Raw genomic sequence first — 17,803 nt, forward strand, 5'->3', positions numbered from 1 at the left:
CGGCTGGCGATGAGCCGTTTTATTATCGAGTTCGGTGACCGCCTGAGCGCTCACCTTTAATACAGTGGCAATTACACAGAATTACGGACAGGCTCAAAGGGTAGCCAATCTGCATACCCTTTATTCTGGCTATGAGCCAAAAATGATTTCATCGCTGTAAAAGAAGCAAGATCTATTATTGCAATTATTTTAATTCATTTTGATACTGAATATTATGCCTGCGATTTTTGTTTTGCACGTAACTCCTCTTGTCTCATGGTTCTGACAATCTTATAAATCCACTGTAGCGAGACATTATATTTTTTCGCCAAAGTACTATGATTACGGCCATCGAACTCTCGGTATATCTGAAGATCGCGCTGAGAAGCGCGCCATGAAATTCCCATCGGGAAGTAAACATTTTGCCCGCCCCATACGTTCATCATATGTTTGGCTACGGCATTGCCGACCAGTTCGGCGGTTTGTGGATCCAGTTCTGTGACATTCTTGACCGTATCGGCCACGTGTTGAGAAAGTTCTACCAGAAGCTCAGGGCCTTTACTGCGAAATTGTGGTCCAGTCATAAATCACCTTTTGTTATCGATGCGTGTTGTTGATGACGAAAACGGTGTTGCGGCGCGAGCAGAGAGAGTGCCCTGCTGTTATGTGTTCATTTAAAACTATAGTTGTTTTTGTGTCAACATCTTTAGTTTTAATTTGCAGGTGATTCATTACGCTGTGGGGATAAGAGCGCGTCGGAGGTGGCAAAAAAAACCCGCCATATGGCGGGAAAGCAATGGATAGGAAAAATAACACAGTATCAATAAGGGTGATAAAACGGTAGCACGCTGATTGTATAAAACTGTTGTGCGCGGGTAAGGTTATCTGGATGTGCGTAAACGAGGTTTAATGTTGAAACAACGCCGGTGTTCGGAATGCTTCACCGGCGTTGGCGGGCAGGGAGTAGTTAGCGCAAAAGTGAGAGCGAATACAAGCTTACAGCAGGACCGAATACCAGAATACGCGACCGATGATCTCAACTTCTGATTCATAGGCTTCTTCATCAGAATCGCGATTGAAGCTATGAATGACAAGAAGGCCGCCAGGCTTACGGTAGAGCTGCTTGATGCGCTTTAGCTTGTCGTTGCCGCCCCCTTCCTGAGCAATGGCATAAAGTTTACCATCAATAATGCGTTTGTTATTGGTATCGACAGCGACGGTCGTGCCGTCCGGAATAATGGGCTCCATACTATCGCCGGTCGCCGGGAAACAGAGCACGCCGGAACCGTCAGTATTTGCGCCAACTTTGCGCAACGTTGCTTTGGAAAAACGGAGTTTGAAAGCGTTGTAATCTTCACTTGGAATGCGCCCGTCTCCGCAGGCAAACTCAATATCCTTTAAAAAAGGCACTTCCACCTCGTCCTCTGATAATTCTGTCGTGCTGTCCCAGGCTGATACGCTGCCCCATTCCGATTTCGGCGGAATGGAGGATTCCTGACGTAATTGAACGGCCCCGTCGCTACGCATCGGTTTTTCACCATTGGCCAGCCATTCAGGGCGAACGCGCAGTGCATTGGCAAGCTCGACAATCTTGGTTGTCTGAGAGGCTTTCCCCACTTCGATCTTCTGTATGGCTGCCTGCGATACGCCAATCATGTCACCCAGGGCTTTTTGGCTGAGCCCCTGCGCAACCCTGGCTGTCTTTAGTCTTTCTGCAAGTGTTGTATTCATGTAGTTAGCCTACAACTGAAGTTGTCTTTCATCAAGAAAATATTTCTCTTGTTTAAAAAAACGACGCTATCGCTCGACGCGGTGAACGACGACTTTCAGGATTATAACGATAAAAATGATTTCGATGGGGGGAATGTTGGTCACTGAAGCATGGATCCAGAGGGAAACACGATATTTCGGTTCCCGCAGGGATACCTCGCATTGGGGGAACCCTCGATATTTCGATCCTTAAATGATTGGCATTATTTCGATGGGGGGAGGATTTTTTGCCATACTGAATTAATAATCACGCCTGTCTCTTGACTGCGGAAAATGGTGAGGGAGTGACTGATGTCGGCCAACTGTTCCGTTCGTGATTGTTGCTGCGACATTTTGGGTTTATCGCTATTTTTTCTATGCTGAATATAAAGAATACGATGGGGAGGGTGAGCCCATGAGTCGTGCCCCAATAAGCAAAGATGAAAACAAACGTCTTGCTGCTCTTCGTGAGTATGGCATTAAGAACGCATTATTTGATTCGAGTTTAAGTAACCTGGTGAGTTTGGCCGCGAACATTTTCAGCGCGCCTATCGTCTTGGTGTCACTGATTGAAGCCGAGCGTCAGCTGTTTGCCGCCAGCGTAGGGATTTCTTTTTGCGAAACGACTCGCGATATTTCTTTTTGTGCGCATACGATCCAGCAGCAAAGGATCATGATTGTGCATGATACGCACAAAGACGCACGTTTCAAAAATAACCCGCTGGTCTTGGGGATGCCTTACATCCGTTTTTATGCCGGTATACCTTTAACCACGCCGTCCGGCCACGCTATTGGCTCGCTATGTATTATTGATTTGAACCCCAGAGCGACATTCAGCAGGCGTGATGAGTACAATTTGCAGGATTTGGCCTCACTGGTCATGGACAAGCTGGAAATGCGGCGTCTGGAACTGGCGCGTAAAGCCAGTCAGGTACGATTTGAAAATATCGCCAATACCTCGCCTGATACGATTCTTTGCGTTAATGAGAAAGGCCTTATTACGTTCTGGAATGCCGCGGCGGAAAAAATGCTGGAATACGGCGGTAATGACATTATTGGCCGCAATATTAATACCATCGTGCCTGATGCCTTTATTGTGCAACTCAACCATAAGGCCGCGGAGCGGAATTCGCTAATGAAAGGCGTGACGCTGGAGCTGAATGTTCAAACCCAAAGCGGCAAACTGGTGCCGGTTGAATTGTCAATTTCGATGTGGGAAGAGAACGGCACCACCAGCTATGGCGCGATATTGCGCGATATCACCGAGCGCCGACGTAATGAAGAACGACTGTTTTTGCTGGCGCATATGGATCCGCTGACAGGACTGGCGAACCGAACCTTATTAACCTCCAATTTGAACACGGTGCTGAAGAACGAGCCGTCAGTTTGCGTCATGGTAGTCGATCTGGATGGGTTCAAAGATGTTAATGATAGCCTGGGACACGCTTGTGGCGATGAGATTCTGGTGCGCGTTGCGAAAAAAATAAAATCGACGGTGCGTTCAGGCGATATGGTCGCCCGGATGGGCGGCGATGAATTTGCGTTGATATTTCCCGGCCTGAATGACAAAAAAGTCGCGGGTAAAATAGCTGAGCAAATCATTCATGAAATTTCGCAGTCGATGATGGTCGACGATCATCAAATCCACATCAGTGCCAGCATCGGGACGGTTCTGTATCCCGACTATGGAGGGACGGTACAAGATCTCCTGACGAGTGCGGATTTAGCGCTGTATCAGGCGAAATCGGAAGGGCGAAACTGTCACCGTTTTTTCACCCATGAATTGCTGGAAGTTTTCAAGGCTAAACATGCCTTCCAGTTGGAATTTGTGCGTGCCTATGAACAGCATGAATTTGAGATATTCTATCAGCCGCAGGTAAAGCTGGTAACGAACGAGATTGTTGGCGCGGAAGCGTTGCTGCGTTGGCGCCACCCGAAAAAAGGGGTACTTGGTCCAGCCGCATTTCTTACCGCGCTGGAAAACGGTCCGTGGGCTGAGCGCGTCGGGGATTGGATCATTGAAACCGCCTGTGAACAGGCGGCAAAATGGTGTCAGGCTCGCGACGGCAATTTTCGTGTCAGCATTAACCTTTTTAGCGCACAATTCCGTACCGGGATGTTGGCACAAAAGGTGATAGATGTCCTCGCCGAAACGGGCTTGCCGCCAGGTTCGCTGGAGCTTGAGATCACGGAAAACATTATCCTGCGTTATGATGAAAATATGCTTCAGCCATTAAATACCTTACGCGACGCGGGAATTGGCATTGCGTTTGACGACTACGGAACGGGCTATGCCTCGCTCAGCATGTTGAAGCACTACCCGGTCACGAGACTGAAGATCGATCAAACCTTTGTCAGAGCCATGTGTGAATCGTCGGCGGATGCGGCCATTGTTCGGGCGATTCTGTATCTTGGTAAAAGTTTCGGGTTAGGCGTGATTGCGGAAGGCGTGGAAACATTAGAACAGTGTGCACTACTGCGAGATGAAGGTTGCGAGGCAGCGCAGGGATACCTCTTTGGACGCCCGATGTCTGCGGAAGAATTTACCCGGTTGTTGAATCTGAATAAGGCGCCGGACGGGTAAATTTTGGCATCGGTCCTCATTTGCAGGTAACCGTTCGCGATTTTTAACCGGGGCGGGCGTAATGTGGCTGGCGCCTGGATTAACACCTCGGCGACGAGTCGCCACTTTCCTTTTAAAAAATGTAAAGTTATGTGGATTTAGTCACTGAAAAGTTAAGAATGCTTGAAAATGCCACGGCAACCCATACGATGTAATCAGATAAATTTTATCTTTCTGCAAGAGGAAATCAGACTTTTATGATGCGTATTGCGCTTTTCCTGATCACCAACCTGGCGGTGATGTTGGTTTTCGGGCTGGTGCTCAGCCTGACGGGAATTCAGTCCAGCAGTGTCCAGGGCTTAATGATTATGGCTGGGCTGTTTGGCTTTGGCGGTGCGTTTGTTTCACTGCTGATGTCTAAATGGATGGCTCTGCGTTCCGTTGGTGGTGAAGTCATTGAACAACCCCGTAACGAAACCGAACTCTGGCTGATGGAAACGGTGCGCGTGCAGTCCCAACAGGCGGGGATCGCCATGCCGCAGGTGGCCATTTACCACGCTCCGGATATCAATGCGTTTGCCACGGGCGCGCGCCGCGATGCGTCGCTGGTCGCCGTAAGTACCGGTCTGCTGCAAAACATGAGCCGCGACGAGGCGGAAGCGGTTATCGCCCATGAAATCAGCCACATCTCGAATGGCGACATGGTGACGATGACGTTAATTCAAGGGGTTGTGAATACGTTCGTCATTTTCGTTTCACGTTTGATTGCCCAGGTGGCGTCGGGTTTTCTGTCCGGCAACCGTGATGAAGGGGGCAGCAGCAGCGGTAACCCGATGGTTTACTTCGCTGTCGCGACCGTGCTGGAACTGGTGTTCGGTATTCTGGCCAGCATTATTACCATGTGGTTCTCCCGCTACCGTGAATTCCACGCGGATGCTGGTTCAGCCAAGCTGGTCGGTCGTGAGAAAATGATTGCTGCGCTACAGCGACTGAAAACCAGCTATGAACCGCAGGAAGAGAGCAGCATGATGGCGTTCTGCATCAATGGTAAATCCAAATCTTTCAGCGAGTTGTTCATGTCGCACCCGCCGTTGGATAAACGTATCGAAGCGCTACGCTCCGGCGAATACCTGAAGTAATTACCACGTTATCATTCCCAAAGGCCCATTCGGGCCTTTGTTATTTCTGCATTTTTTAATCGCTTCGCCTGTCATTTATTCCTGCCGGTAGGCCTCAGACGATCGGAAACAGGTGCGAAAACAGCAAGAATGCTTTATAAAATAAAACCACGATCACGGAAAAATGAAACAATGTTTCTATAATGCCTTTATAACAGGCGTCTCGCATGAGATGGGTGGCCTGTTTTTTGAACAGACGGTGACGGGGTAACCGATTTGCCGAGTGTCCGAAATATCAGGTTATCGAAGAGTATGTATGCGTGGCGTCAGGTTCTTCATGATAAGCGTTAAGGATTTACGGATGGCCAAAGGTAACAAGATTCCCCTCACATTTCATACCTATCAGGACTCAGCAACCGGCACCGAAGTTGTGCGTTTAACCCCGCCCGATGTCATCTGCCACCGCAACTATTTCTACCAGAAGTGCTTCTTCAATGATGGCAGTAAACTACTGTTTGGTGCCGCATTTGATGGTCCGTGGAATTATTACCTGCTGGATTTAAACGCGCAGGAAGCGACACAGTTGACGGAAGGCAAAGGTGACAATACCTTCGGCGGGTTCTTGTCCCCGAATGATGATGCGCTGTATTACGTGAAAAATACGCGTAATCTGATGCGCGTCGATTTGGCGACGTTGGAAGAAAAAGTGATTTATCAGGTGCCTGAGGATTGGGTCGGTTATGGTACCTGGGTCGCGAATTCCGACTGCACCAAAATCGTGGGTATTGAGATCAAGAAAGACGACTGGCAGCCGCTGACCGACTGGAAAAAATTTCAGGAATTCTATTTCACCAATCCGTGCTGTCGCTTGATTCGCGTGGATTTGGTGACCGGTGACGCGGTCACTATCCTGCAAGAAAATCAGTGGTTGGGTCATCCTATCTATCGTCCGGGCGATGACAATACCGTGGCTTTCTGCCACGAAGGTCCGCACGATCTGGTTGATGCCCGCATGTGGTTCATCAACGAAGACGGCACCAACATGCGTAAAGTCAAAGAGCATGCTGAAGGTGAAAGCTGCACTCATGAATTCTGGGTTCCTGATGGCTCGGCGATGATTTATGTCTCTTATCTCAAAGGCGACAACAATCGCTACATTCGCCGTATCGATCCGGTGACGTTGGAAGATAGCCAATTGCGCGTCATGCCGCCGTGTTCCCACCTGATGAGTAACTATGATGGTACGCTGCTGGTCGGGGATGGCTCCGATGCGCCGGTAGACGTACAGGACGATGGCGGCTATAAGATTGAAAACGATCCATTCCTGTACGTTTTCAACCTGAAAACCGGGAAAGCGCATCGTATTGCGCAGCACAATACATCCTGGAAAGTCCTGGAAGGCGATCGTCAGGTTACGCATCCACATCCCTCATTCACGCCGGACAACAAACACGTGTTGTTTACATCCGATGCAGAGGGTAAACCTGCGCTGTATCTGGCGAAGGTGCCCGATTCTGTCTGGAATTAATCGTCGTTAATCCCGCGCGCCATGCAAGGTGGCGCGTGTGATGCTTCAACATTTATTTACATATTCTTTCACTAAATTTCTGCGTGGCAAGTACGCAAACTTACTTGATTATCGTTGTTGTTCCATTGCCATAATCAAAGTGTTCCCTTTATACTAAAACCATCGTTCTATTTTTTTTAAAACAAAAAAACTGAGTAGGGTAATCACAAAATGGCTATTGCAGATTTAGATAAACAACCCGATTCCGTGTCGTCCGTTTTAAAGGTTTTTGGTATTTTGCAGGCATTAGGTGAAGAGCGGGAAATTGGTATTACCGAACTTTCTCAGCGCGTCATGATGTCCAAGAGTACCGTGTACCGCTTTTTGCAGACGATGAAATCCCTGGGCTATGTTGCGCAGGAAGGTGAATCAGAAAAATATTCGCTGACGCTCAAGCTGTTCGAGCTCGGTGCGAAAGCATTGCAGAACGTTGACTTAATCCGCAGTGCGGATATACAGATGCGCGAACTCTCTGCGCTGACGCGGGAAACGATCCACCTTGGAGCGTTGGATGAAGACGGCATCGTTTATATCCACAAGATTGACTCGATGTACAACCTGCGCATGTATTCCCGCATTGGTCGCCGCAACCCGCTGCACAGCACCGCAATTGGTAAAGTGCTGTTGGCATGGCGCGATCGCGCTGAAGTTGAAGAAATTTTGTCGACGGTCGAGTTTACCCGCAGCACGCCGCATACGCTGAGCACGGCTGAAGAACTGCTCAAACAGTTGGACCTCGTGCGTGAACAAGGCTATGGAGAAGACAACGAAGAGCAAGAGGAAGGGCTGCGTTGCATCGGCGTTCCGGTGTTCGACCGTTTTGGCGTCGTCATTGCCGGTCTCAGTATTTCTTTCCCGACGATCCGCTTTTCAGAAGAAAACAAGCAGGGCTACGTGAAAATGCTGCACGCGGCTGCCAGAAACATCTCTGAGCAAATGGGCTACCACGATTACCCTTTTTGATCTCGCCACGCTGATGTGAGCCTGCCTCAGCGGCAGGCTTTTCTCCCCTCTACCTATCTATCGATGCCACGTCAACGTTGTGGGTGCAGAATGGTTTGAGTCTCGAACTTGATTGTGCCGCGGTGTTAAGATAGCCCGCAGTTACCTGTCATGAGTGGTTATAAGCGGAGTCGTTGTGAACATACTAGAAGTGTTTTTTGTTTTATTGGTCGTGCTGCTCGCAGTGCTGGTCTGGTTTTTTGTCAACCGGGCAAGTGTCAGGGCGAACGAGCAGGTAAAATTGTTGCAAGAAATCGCGGAGCAACAGCGTCAGCAACTGGCACTGCTGAAAACGTTGCTGTCTCAACAGGGTCAGGAACATGTCCCTTCGGCGTCTGACATGTCAGACGATCGTGATGACGTGGCGTTAACGTTTAAAAATGTGATCCCCGAACGTTAATCGCGACGTCACTGTACCGAGACGATCTCTTTTGCCTGCCCACGATAGCGCCGAGGCTGATGGCGTGGGCAGTGTTGATATAAAAATAAAGACAGCATTACAGGAAAGACAAGAGCAACATGGCTAACGAACAGGAACTGGTTTTAAAACGCGGATTAAAAAACCGACATATTCAGTTGATTGCGCTGGGTGGCGCGATTGGCACCGGGCTGTTTTTAGGGATATCGCAGACGATCCAAATGGCGGGGCCATCCGTCCTGCTTGGCTATGCCATCGCCGGAATGATTGCATTTTTGATTATGCGACAGCTCGGCGAAATGGTGGTGGAAGAGCCGGTAGCGGGTTCATTCAGCCATTTTGCCTACCAATACTGGGGGGATTTCGCCGGTTTTCTTGCGGGCTGGAACTACTGGGCGATGTTTATTCTGGTGGGAATGGCAGAGCTGACGGCAGTGGGCATTTATATTCAGTACTGGTGGCCTGAAACGCCAACCTGGTTATCCGCCGCGATATTTTTTGTGCTCATTAATCTGATTAATCTGGTTAATGTACGGATGTATGGGGAAACCGAATTCTGGTTCGCCATTATCAAAGTACTGGCCATTGTCGGCATGATCGGTTTCGGAAGTTGGTTACTGCTGAGTGGCAATGGCGGTGAGACGGCGACGGTGCGTAACTTATGGATCCATGGTGGATTCATGCCAAACGGCGTAAGTGGATTGATCATGGCGATGGCGGTGATCATGTTTTCATTCGGTGGTCTGGAATTGGTGGGCATCACGGCGGCAGAAGCTGCCGATCCGAAACGTTCAATTCCTCAGGCGACTAATCAGGTGGTCTATCGTATCCTGATTTTCTATATCGGCGCGTTGTCTATCTTGCTATCGCTTTATCCCTGGAGAAACGTCGTCGACGGTGGTAGTCCATTTGTCCTCATTTTCCATGCACTTAACAGTAACATGGTGGCAAACGTACTTAACATCGTCGTACTGACTGCGGCACTCTCGGTATACAACAGCGGCGTGTATTGCAATAGCCGGATGCTGTACGGTTTAGCAAAGCAGGGAAATGCCCCGAAATCGCTCGCGAAAGTCAATGCGCGTGGTGTACCGGTTCGCTCTATCGCGCTATCGGCATTGGCGACATCTCTCGGCGTTGCGATTAACTATCTGATGCCGGGCAAAGCCTTTGCGTTGTTGATGGCGCTGGTTGTTTCGACACTGGTGATTAACTGGATCATGATTTGCTTTGCGCACCTGCGTTTTCGTCAGGCGATGATCGAGAAGGGGATTGTCCCCGCGTTCAAAGCCTTCTGGTATCCATGGGGCAACTACCTCTGTCTGGCGTTTCTGGCGGGAATTCTGGTGATTATGTTGTTGTCGCCCGGCATTCGTATTTCGGTCATATTGATTCCATTCTGGATTGCGGTTATTTGGCTAGGTTTTCGGCTCTCACGCAAAAATAAAGCGGAATCGAAATCGGTGCAGACGCCGTAAACATCGTAGTGGCCTGTTCATTGTGCGGTATCGATGAGCAGGCTACCCATCTGGCTTTAACACACAACTTATAAGGTGTATTATTGCCCCCGACGTTATCCATGTCACGCTAATGCGCGGGTTTCGCTGCACATCATGCGCACATATTTCGCAGAGTAAAGAGGAATAGCATGGGTAACCCTTTTGATTTTCAATTGATAAATGATTTTGCATGTGAGCTTTCGTGTGGTTCACCACTGTAAATAAGGGAATTATAATGCCTGTTATCACCCTTCCTGATGGAAGTCAGCGTCATTACGACCACGCCGTTTCTCCCCTTGATGTTGCACTTGATATTGGTCCCGGTCTGGCAAAAGCCTGTATTGCCGGTCGCGTCAACGGGGAACTGATTGATGCCAGCGATAAAATCGACACCGATGCGCAGTTAGCGATCATCACAGCTAAAGATGAGGCAGGGCTGGAAATTATTCGCCACTCCTGTGCGCACCTGTTGGGCCATGCGATCAAACAGCTGTGGCCGGATACGAAAATGGCGATTGGTCCGGTTATCGACAATGGCTTTTATTATGACGTCGATATTGATCGCACCCTGACTCAGGAAGATATCGAACAGCTCGAAAAGCGTATGCATGAGCTTGCTGACACTAACTATGACGTGATCAAGAAGAAAGTCAGCTGGCAGGAAGCGCGCGATGCGTTCGCCGCACGCGGTGAAACCTACAAGATTGCCATTATGGATGAAAATATCAGCCGTGACGATCGTCCGGGCCTGTATCATCATCAGGAATACATTGATATGTGTCGTGGCCCTCACGTGCCGAATATGCGTTTCTGCCATCACTTTAAATTGCAGAAAACATCCGGCGCCTACTGGCGTGGCGACAGTAAGAACAAAATGCTGCAACGTATTTATGGTACGGCGTGGGCGGATAAAAAGCAGCTGGCTTCTTATTTGCAACGCCTTGAAGAAGCGGCGAAGCGCGACCACCGCAAGATTGGCAAGCAGCTGGATTTGTACCATATGCAGGAAGAAGCGCCGGGTATGGTGTTCTGGCATAACGACGGTTGGACGATTTTTCGCGAACTGGAAGCGTTTGTTCGCATGAAGCTGAAAGCGTACCAGTATCAGGAAGTAAAAGGCCCGTTCATGATGGATCGGGTGATGTGGGAAAAAACCGGTCACTGGGAAAACTACAAAGAGGCGATGTTCACCACCTCGTCAGAGAACCGCGAATACTGCATTAAGCCGATGAACTGTCCGGGCCATGTACAGATTTTCAATCAGGGCTTAAAGTCATACCGCGACCTGCCGTTGCGCATGGCTGAGTTCGGTAGCTGCCATCGCAACGAACCGTCAGGCTCCCTGCATGGGTTGATGCGTGTACGCGGCTTTACGCAGGATGACGCGCATATCTTCTGTACCGAAGAGCAAGTGCGTGATGAAGTAAACAGCTGCATCAAGATGGTGTATGACATGTACAGCACCTTCGGTTTTGAAAAAGTCGTGGTGAAGTTGTCTACCCGTCCGGAAAAACGTATCGGCAGCGATGAGATGTGGGATCGTGCTGAAACCGACCTGGCCGCGGCGCTGACCGAAAACAACATTGAATTCGAGTATCAGCCGGGCGAGGGGGCGTTCTACGGTCCGAAAATTGAATTTACCTTGCATGACTGTTTGGATCGCGCGTGGCAGTGTGGTACGGTGCAACTCGACTTTTCATTACCGGGTCGCCTGAACGCGTCTTACGTTGGCGAAAGCAACGAACGTCAGGTGCCGGTTATGATTCACCGGGCTATTTTGGGATCGATGGAGCGTTTCATCGGCATTTTGACCGAAGAATTCGCGGGTTTCTTCCCAACGTGGTTAGCACCGGTTCAGGCGGTGATTATGAATATCACCGACAGTCAGTCTGATTATGTCAATGAATTGACCCGAAAATTGCAAGAAGCGGGCATTCGAGTAAAAGCAGACTTGAGAAATGAGAAGATAGGCTTTAAAATCCGCGAGCACACTTTACGGCGGGTTCCCTATATGCTGGTTTGTGGCGACAAAGAAGTTGAGGCAGGAAAAGTTGCTGTCCGTACTCGTCGCGGTAAAGACCTGGGAAGCCTGGACGTTAATGAAGTGATCAGTAAGCTGCAGCAAGAGATTCGCAGCCGTAGTCTTCATCAATTGGAGGAATAAGGTATTAAAGGCGGAAAACGAGTTCAACCGGCGCGTCCTAATCGCATCAACAGAGAAATTCGCGCACATGAGGTACGCCTGACAGGTGTCGAAGGCGAACAGCTTGGCATTGTCAGTCTGAATGAAGCATTAGAAAAAGCCGAGGAAGCAGGTGTTGATTTAGTTGAAATCAGTCCGAACGCCGAGCCGCCGGTTTGCCGAATCATGGATTACGGCAAGTTCCTCTATGAGAAGAGTAAGGCCACAAAGGAACAAAAGAAGAAGCAAAAAGTTATTCAGGTCAAGGAAATCAAATTCCGGCCTGGTACCGATGATGGCGACTATCAGGTCAAACTACGCAACCTGATTCGCTTTCTGGAAGAGGGTGACAAAGCCAAAATCACACTGCGTTTCCGCGGTCGTGAAATGGCGCACCAACAGATTGGTATGGAAGTGCTTAACCGCGTCCGTGACGATCTGAGTGAACTGGCTGTCGTCGAATCCTTCCCAACGAAGATCGAAGGCCGTCAGATGATCATGGTGCTTGCACCGAAGAAGAAACAGTAAGGCACTCAAGTAGCGAAACCGCACCGCTTTATCTCATGATACCGTGCGGTTTTGTTCGCCTTGTCTGATTCGTTTTATTAACAATGCGAAGTGGAAATAATAATGCCAAAGATTAAAACAGTACGTGGCGCCGCTAAACGCTTCAAAAAAACCGCCAGCGGTGGTTTCAAGCGTAAGCATGCTAACCTGCGTCATATTCTGACCAAAAAAGCGACTAAACGTAAACGTCATCTGCGTCCGAAAGGCTTGGTTTCCAAAGGGGATCTGGGTCTGGTTGTCGCATGTCTGCCGTACGCATAAGTTACTTTTTTTCATTCAGAATAAGATTTTAGGAGAGAGCATATGGCTCGCGTAAAACGTGGTGTAGTTGCCCGTGCACGTCACAAGAAAATATTGAAACAAGCGAAAGGCTACTATGGTGCCCGTTCGCGTGTTTATCGTGTTGCCTTCCAGGCAGTAATCAAAGCTGGTCAGTACGCTTACCGCGACCGTCGTCAACGTAAACGTCAATTCCGCCAGCTGTGGATTGCACGTATCAATGCAGCAGCCCGTCAAAATGGCTTGTCTTACAGCAAATTCATTAACGGCTTGAAAAAAGCGTCTATTGAAATTGACCGTAAGATTTTGGCTGATATCGCCGTATTCGACAAAGTCGCGTTCAGCGCACTGGTTGAAAAAGCGAAAACAGCTCTGGCGTAAGTCAGTTTGAAGAGGGAGCGTTGGCTCCCTCTTTTCATCGCAACACGGTTTTTATCATTTATCATTCTCACGACAAGGTAACGCAAGTGATGAACGCTGCTATTTTCCGTTTCTTTTTTTACTTTAGCGCCTGAATATCGGGGGGCTTTGCGCGTAAGAAAAGAAACGAAAAGTAGCGCTTAAGCCTCCCTTTGGGAGGCTTTTTTGTTTACGATAATTGGTTTTTACTCGCGCCTCAGATCCTGAGTAAAACGATATTCTTCCATCATGACCGTTGGCCACATAGGCAGAAAAAGAGGAACACAATGCCACATCTCGCAGAGCTGGTTGCTAAAGCCAGAACAGCTATAGAAGAGGCCCAGGATATCGCCGCACTGGAAACCGTGCGCGTTGAATATTTGGGCAAAAAAGGTCACTTAACCCTTCAGATGACCTCGCTGCGCGAGTTGCCGGCTGAGGAACGTCCTGCTGCCGGCGCTGTGATTAATCAGGCTAAGCAAGATGTTCAGGACGCACTGAATGCCCGTAAGCAAACGCTGGAATCTGCTGAGCTTAATGCTCGTCTGGCGCAAGAAACCATCGATGTGTCCCTACCGGGGCGTACCATTGAAAACGGTGGCCTGCACCCCGTCACCCGCACTATCGATCGCATTGAAACCTTTTTCGGCGAGCTGGGTTTTTCTGTCGCGACCGGGCCGGAAATTGAAGATGACTATCACAATTTCGATGCGTTGAATATCCCAGGGCATCACCCCGCACGCGCCGATCACGATACGTTTTGGTTTGATGCGACGCGCCTGTTGCGCACGCAGACATCTGGCGTGCAGATTCGCACGATGGAAAAGCAACAGCCGCCGATTCGCATCATCGCGCCGGGCCGCGTTTATCGTAACGATTACGACCAGACGCATACGCCGATGTTCCATCAGATGGAAGGCCTGATCGTCGATAAAGACATCAGCTTTACCAATTTAAAAGGAACGCTGCACGATTTTCTGCGTAATTTCTTTGAGGAAGATTTGCAGGTTCGCTTCCGCCCATCCTATTTCCCATTCACCGAGCCGTCCGCGGAAGTGGATGTCATGGGCAAAAACGGTAAATGGCTGGAAGTGCTGGGTTGCGGCATGGTCCATCCGAACGTTTTACGTAATGTCGGTATCGACCCGGACGTATACTCCGGCTTTGCGTTTGGTATGGGCATGGAGCGGCTGACGATGTTGCGCTATGGCGTGACCGATCTGCGTGCATTCTTCGAAAACGATCTGCGTTTCCTAAAACAGTTTAAGTAAGGCGGGTATACATCATGAAATTCAGTGAACTCTGGTTACGCGAGTGGGTAAACCCGGCGGTTGATAGTGACACGCTGTCTGAACAAATCACGATGGCGGGGCTGGAAGTGGATGGCGTCGAGCCGGTGGCAGGCGCGTTCCACGGTGTGGTTGTCGGGGAAGTGGTTGAGTGTGGGCAGCACCCGAATGCGGACAAATTACGCGTCACGAAGGTCAACGTTGGCGGTGACCGTCTGCTGGACATCGTTTGCGGCGCGCCGAACTGCCGTCAGGGCCTGAAGGTGGCGGTCGCGACGGTCGGGGCGGTGTTGCCGGGCGATTTCAAAATTAAAGCCGCTAAGCTGCGGGGTGAACCGTCTGAAGGGATGTTGTGCTCATTTTCCGAATTGGGTATTTCCGACGATCACGACGGCATCATCGAACTGCCGGCAGATGCACCGATTGGCAAGGATATTCGTGACTACCTGAAGCTGGATGACAACGCGATTGAAATCAGCGTGACGCCAAACCGCGCTGATTGCCTCGGTATCATTGGCGTGGCGCGCGATGTGGCCGTGTTGAATCAGTTGGCGCTGAATGAACCGACTATTGAGCCGGTTGCCGCAACGATTCAGGATACCTTCCCGATTCAGGTTGACGCGCCGCAGGCCTGTCCGCGTTACTTAGGCCGCGTGATAAAAGGTATCAATGTGAAGGCGGCCACGCCGCTGTGGATGCGTGAAAAATTGCGTCGTTGCGGGATCCGCGCTATCGACCCGGTGGTGGACGTGACCAATTACGTGCTGCTGGAACTCGGCCAGCCGATGCATGCGTTCGATCTCGACCGTCTCAACGGCGGCGTTATTGTACGTATGGCGAAAGAGGGTGAAACGCTGACGCTGCTGGATGGCAACGAAGCGAAGCTGAAGGCGGATACGTTAGTTATCGCTGACCAGCAGAATGCGCTGGCGATGGCCGGTATCTTCGGCGGCGAGCATTCCGGCGTCAATGAAGAAACGCAAAACGTTCTGTTGGAATGCGCCTATTTTAACCCGCTGTCGATTACCGGGCGCGCGCGCCGCCATGGTTTGCATACCGATGCCTCTCACCGTTATGAACGCGGCGTTGACCCGGCATTGCAGCATAAGGCGATGGCGCGCGCGACGCGCCTGCTGATTGACATTTGCGGCGGCAATGCCGGACCGGTGATTGATGTCACCAGCGAATCTGATTTGCCGACGCGTGCAACGATTGCGCTACGCCGTGAAAAACTGGATCGTCTGATTGGTCATGTGATTTCAGATGAGCAGGTTAGCGACATTCTGCAACGTCTGGGCTGCGACGTGACGAAAACCGATGCGGGCTGGCAGGCGGTGGCTCCGAGCTGGCGTTTCGATATGGAAATCGAAGAGGATTTGATCGAGGAAGTGGCGCGGATTTACGGCTACGATAATATTCCGAATATTCCGACTCAGGCGCCGTTGATCATGACGTCGCATCGTGAAGCGTCGCTGTCACTGAAACGGGTGAAGACGCTGCTGGTCGATCGTGGCTATCAGGAAGCAATTACTTACAGTTTTGTTGATCCTAAAATTCAGGGATTAATTCACCCTGGCGATGAAGCATTAATTCTGCCAAGCCCGATTTCTGCGGAAATGTCAGTAATGCGCCTGTCGCTGTGGAGCGGCCTGTTGAGTGCGGTGGTGTATAACCAAAACCGCCAGCAGAGCCGGCTGCGTCTGTTTGAAAGCGGCTTACGTTTTGTACCCGACAGTCATGCCGATTTAGGTATCCGTCAGGAGCTGATGTTGGCCGGGGTGATCACGGGGACGCGTTATGACGAGCACTGGGACTTGGCGCGTCAGGCCGTTGACTTCTATGATTTAAAAGGTGATTTGGAGGCCGTACTGGCCTTGACAGGCAAACTGTCTCAGGTTGAGTTTAAGGCTGAAAATAATCCGGCATTGCATCCAGGACAAAGTGCTGCTATTTATCTGGGCGGGGAACGCATTGGATTTATTGGTGTTATTCACCCAGAGCTTGAGCGCAAGTTGGACCTGAACGGGCGTACCGTTGTGTTTGAGCTGTTGTGGGATAAGGTGGCAGACCGTGTCTTGCCCGAAGCTGGCGAGGTTTCCCGCTTCCCCGCAAACCGTCGTGATATTGCCGTTGTCGTTGCTGAAAATGTGCCGGCAGGCGATATTTTAGCCGAGTGTAAGAAAGTTGGCGCAAATCAGTTAGTTGGCGTAAACTTATTCGACGTGTACCGAGGGAAGGGTGTAGCGGAAGGTTATAAGAGTCTGGCTATCAGCCTGATCCTGCAAGATACCGCGCGTACACTGGCAGAAGAGGAAATTGCCGCTACCGTTTCAGCATGTGTAGCGGCGTTAAAACAGCGATTCCAAGCATCCTTGAGGGATTAAACCTATGGCGCTTACTAAAGCTGAAATGTCAGAATACCTGTTTGAGAAGCTCGGACTGAGCAAACGGGATGCCAAAGAGCTAGTCGAGCTGTTTTTTGAAGAAGTTCGTCGTGCTTTGGAAAATGGCGAGCAGGTCAAGTTGTCAGGTTTCGGCAATTTTGATTTGCGAGACAAAAACCAACGTCCGGGACGTAACCCAAAAACTGGCGAAGATATTCCGATTACGGCGCGCCGCGTGGTCACGTTTCGTCCGGGACAAAAGCTAAAAAGCAGGGTAGAGAACGCCTCTCCCAAAGAGTAAAGAGTGTTACCAAAAGGCCGCGAAAGCGGCCTTTTCCTCATTTTATTCGTCTTCTCAGCGTGAGTTCTTCGTCCCGGCGGGTGTCCGTGGCGTGTGTTCAATCGTCTCCGTGGACTGCGTTTCTCTTTTGGGGTAGTCCGGCACCGGACGGTGGTCGTCAATCAAGTGGCGTATGGCCAGAATCGGGTGGCGTAACAACATTCTCGGTCCCGACCAGCGCATAACCGCTTTTATCGCTTCGCGTCTGGCTGGCTGGTAGCAGTGGATAGGGCAGTGCTTGCATGCCGGTTTATCTTCACCAAAGCGGCAGCGCTCCAGACGATTGATGGCGTAGTTGAATAAATCCTTATACTCGGCGTCATCGCCGGCTTCAGGGTGATGTTTTTCATATAGCGCAATCATCAAGCCGACGGTTCGGATCTCCCGCTGTCGGTATTTCCCCAGAGGTTTTCTCGCCATGTGCGCAATGTCCTGATGCATTCATATTGGTGTATTTTAAATGCAATT

At 50.1% G+C, this 17,803-nt stretch carries 17 protein-coding genes and 1 other annotated feature; of the genes, 14 read left to right on the forward strand and 3 right to left on the reverse strand.

Annotated features, from left to right (window positions below; all coding sequences use genetic code 11):
* Window positions 1–212: 212 nt before the first annotated feature.
* Window positions 213–563, reverse strand: coding sequence for a Mor transcription activator family protein (locus EDC54_RS08480; RefSeq protein WP_132455163.1), 351 nt, complete (start codon window positions 561–563; stop codon window positions 213–215).
* Window positions 564–975: 412 nt separating this feature from the next.
* Window positions 976–1,710, reverse strand: coding sequence for an XRE family transcriptional regulator (locus tag EDC54_RS08485; RefSeq protein WP_132455164.1), 735 nt, complete (start codon window positions 1,708–1,710; stop codon window positions 976–978).
* Between the two features lie 433 nt (window positions 1,711–2,143).
* Here EDC54_RS08485 and EDC54_RS08490 point away from each other — a divergent pair, with 433 nt between their 5' ends.
* The 14 genes from EDC54_RS08490 to ihfA all read left to right on the forward strand — a co-directional run bounded on the left by EDC54_RS08490 (window position 2,144) and on the right by ihfA (window position 17,296).
* Window positions 2,144–4,312: a sensor domain-containing phosphodiesterase gene (locus EDC54_RS08490; protein WP_132455166.1), complete on the forward strand. Its 2,169-nt coding sequence runs from the start codon at window positions 2,144–2,146 to the stop codon at window positions 4,310–4,312.
* A 236-nt stretch (window positions 4,313–4,548) separates the two neighbouring features.
* The gene (gene htpX, locus EDC54_RS08495; RefSeq protein WP_132455168.1) at window positions 4,549–5,430 is read left to right on the forward strand and encodes a protease HtpX; all 882 of its coding nucleotides are present in this window, start codon (window positions 4,549–4,551) and stop codon (window positions 5,428–5,430) included.
* Between the two features lie 340 nt (window positions 5,431–5,770).
* Complete coding sequence (gene ogl, locus EDC54_RS08500; protein ID WP_132455170.1) at window positions 5,771–6,937, forward strand: oligogalacturonate lyase; 1,167 nt, start codon at window positions 5,771–5,773, stop codon at window positions 6,935–6,937.
* Between the two features lie 210 nt (window positions 6,938–7,147).
* Complete coding sequence (kdgR, locus tag EDC54_RS08505) at window positions 7,148–7,939, forward strand: DNA-binding transcriptional regulator KdgR (protein ID WP_132455172.1); 792 nt, start codon at window positions 7,148–7,150, stop codon at window positions 7,937–7,939.
* 175 nt (window positions 7,940–8,114) lie between these two features.
* Complete coding sequence (locus EDC54_RS08510; RefSeq protein WP_132455174.1) at window positions 8,115–8,378, forward strand: YebO family protein; 264 nt, start codon at window positions 8,115–8,117, stop codon at window positions 8,376–8,378.
* A gap of 119 nt (window positions 8,379–8,497) precedes the next feature.
* Window positions 8,498–9,874 (forward strand): amino acid permease, encoded by a 1,377-nt coding sequence (locus tag EDC54_RS08515; protein ID WP_132455176.1) that lies wholly within the window; start codon window positions 8,498–8,500, stop codon window positions 9,872–9,874.
* Between the two features lie 256 nt (window positions 9,875–10,130).
* Entirely contained in the window at window positions 10,131–12,059 is a 1,929-nt protein-coding gene (gene thrS / locus EDC54_RS08520; protein WP_132455178.1) for a threonine--tRNA ligase, read from the forward strand.
* 3 nt (window positions 12,060–12,062) lie between these two features.
* Window positions 12,063–12,605 (forward strand): translation initiation factor IF-3, encoded by a 543-nt coding sequence (gene infC / locus EDC54_RS08525; RefSeq protein WP_132455180.1) that lies wholly within the window; start codon window positions 12,063–12,065, stop codon window positions 12,603–12,605.
* A gap of 102 nt (window positions 12,606–12,707) precedes the next feature.
* Window positions 12,708–12,905, forward strand: coding sequence for a 50S ribosomal protein L35 (gene rpmI, locus EDC54_RS08530; RefSeq protein ID WP_029095034.1), 198 nt, complete (start codon window positions 12,708–12,710; stop codon window positions 12,903–12,905).
* 42 nt (window positions 12,906–12,947) lie between these two features.
* Window positions 12,948–13,304 carry a 50S ribosomal protein L20 gene (rplT, locus tag EDC54_RS08535; protein ID WP_132455182.1) on the forward strand — a complete coding sequence of 119 codons (357 nt, stop codon included), beginning with the start codon at window positions 12,948–12,950 and terminating at the stop codon, window positions 13,302–13,304.
* An 83-nt stretch (window positions 13,305–13,387) separates the two neighbouring features.
* Window positions 13,388–13,513: a sequence feature (Phe leader region), on the forward strand.
* Complete coding sequence (gene pheM, locus EDC54_RS17950; protein ID WP_106120997.1) at window positions 13,394–13,438, forward strand: pheST operon leader peptide PheM; 45 nt, start codon at window positions 13,394–13,396, stop codon at window positions 13,436–13,438. It overlaps the preceding feature by 45 nt.
* A gap of 96 nt (window positions 13,514–13,609) precedes the next feature.
* The gene (pheS, locus tag EDC54_RS08545) at window positions 13,610–14,593 is read left to right on the forward strand and encodes a phenylalanine--tRNA ligase subunit alpha (RefSeq protein ID WP_132455185.1); all 984 of its coding nucleotides are present in this window, start codon (window positions 13,610–13,612) and stop codon (window positions 14,591–14,593) included.
* A 14-nt stretch (window positions 14,594–14,607) separates the two neighbouring features.
* Window positions 14,608–16,995, forward strand: coding sequence for a phenylalanine--tRNA ligase subunit beta (pheT, locus tag EDC54_RS08550; RefSeq protein WP_132455187.1), 2,388 nt, complete (start codon window positions 14,608–14,610; stop codon window positions 16,993–16,995).
* Between the two features lie 4 nt (window positions 16,996–16,999).
* Window positions 17,000–17,296: an integration host factor subunit alpha gene (ihfA, locus tag EDC54_RS08555; RefSeq protein ID WP_009112984.1), complete on the forward strand. Its 297-nt coding sequence runs from the start codon at window positions 17,000–17,002 to the stop codon at window positions 17,294–17,296.
* A gap of 54 nt (window positions 17,297–17,350) precedes the next feature.
* On the opposite strand, the gene EDC54_RS08560 is transcribed toward ihfA, so the two are convergent.
* Window positions 17,351–17,755 carry a nitrous oxide-stimulated promoter family protein gene (locus EDC54_RS08560; RefSeq protein WP_132455189.1) on the reverse strand — a complete coding sequence of 135 codons (405 nt, stop codon included), beginning with the start codon at window positions 17,753–17,755 and terminating at the stop codon, window positions 17,351–17,353.
* Window positions 17,756–17,803: the final 48 nt, after the last annotated feature.

Source organism: Samsonia erythrinae (genome assembly GCF_004342665.1).
GTDB lineage: Bacteria > Pseudomonadota > Gammaproteobacteria > Enterobacterales > Enterobacteriaceae > Samsonia > Samsonia erythrinae.

Bases quoted from the DNA above. Each gene is read 5' to 3' on its own strand.
- EDC54_RS08480 (WP_132455163.1), bottom strand. From the start codon at position 563: ATGACTGGACCACAATTTCGCAGTAAAGGCCCTGAGCTTCTGGTAGAA.
- EDC54_RS08485 (WP_132455164.1), bottom strand. From the start codon at position 1,710: ATGAATACAACACTTGCAGAAAGACTAAAGACAGCCAGGGTTGCGCAG.
- EDC54_RS08490 (WP_132455166.1), top strand. From the start codon at position 2,144: ATGAGTCGTGCCCCAATAAGCAAAGATGAAAACAAACGTCTTGCTGCT.
- htpX (WP_132455168.1), top strand. From the start codon at position 4,549: ATGATGCGTATTGCGCTTTTCCTGATCACCAACCTGGCGGTGATGTTG.
- ogl (WP_132455170.1), top strand. From the start codon at position 5,771: ATGGCCAAAGGTAACAAGATTCCCCTCACATTTCATACCTATCAGGAC.
- kdgR (WP_132455172.1), top strand. From the start codon at position 7,148: ATGGCTATTGCAGATTTAGATAAACAACCCGATTCCGTGTCGTCCGTT.
- EDC54_RS08515 (WP_132455176.1), top strand. From the start codon at position 8,498: ATGGCTAACGAACAGGAACTGGTTTTAAAACGCGGATTAAAAAACCGA.
- thrS (WP_132455178.1), top strand. From the start codon at position 10,131: ATGCCTGTTATCACCCTTCCTGATGGAAGTCAGCGTCATTACGACCAC.
- rpmI (WP_029095034.1), top strand. From the start codon at position 12,708: ATGCCAAAGATTAAAACAGTACGTGGCGCCGCTAAACGCTTCAAAAAA.
- rplT (WP_132455182.1), top strand. From the start codon at position 12,948: ATGGCTCGCGTAAAACGTGGTGTAGTTGCCCGTGCACGTCACAAGAAA.
- pheS (WP_132455185.1), top strand. From the start codon at position 13,610: ATGCCACATCTCGCAGAGCTGGTTGCTAAAGCCAGAACAGCTATAGAA.
- pheT (WP_132455187.1), top strand. From the start codon at position 14,608: ATGAAATTCAGTGAACTCTGGTTACGCGAGTGGGTAAACCCGGCGGTT.
- ihfA (WP_009112984.1), top strand. From the start codon at position 17,000: ATGGCGCTTACTAAAGCTGAAATGTCAGAATACCTGTTTGAGAAGCTC.
- EDC54_RS08560 (WP_132455189.1), bottom strand. From the start codon at position 17,755: ATGGCGAGAAAACCTCTGGGGAAATACCGACAGCGGGAGATCCGAACC.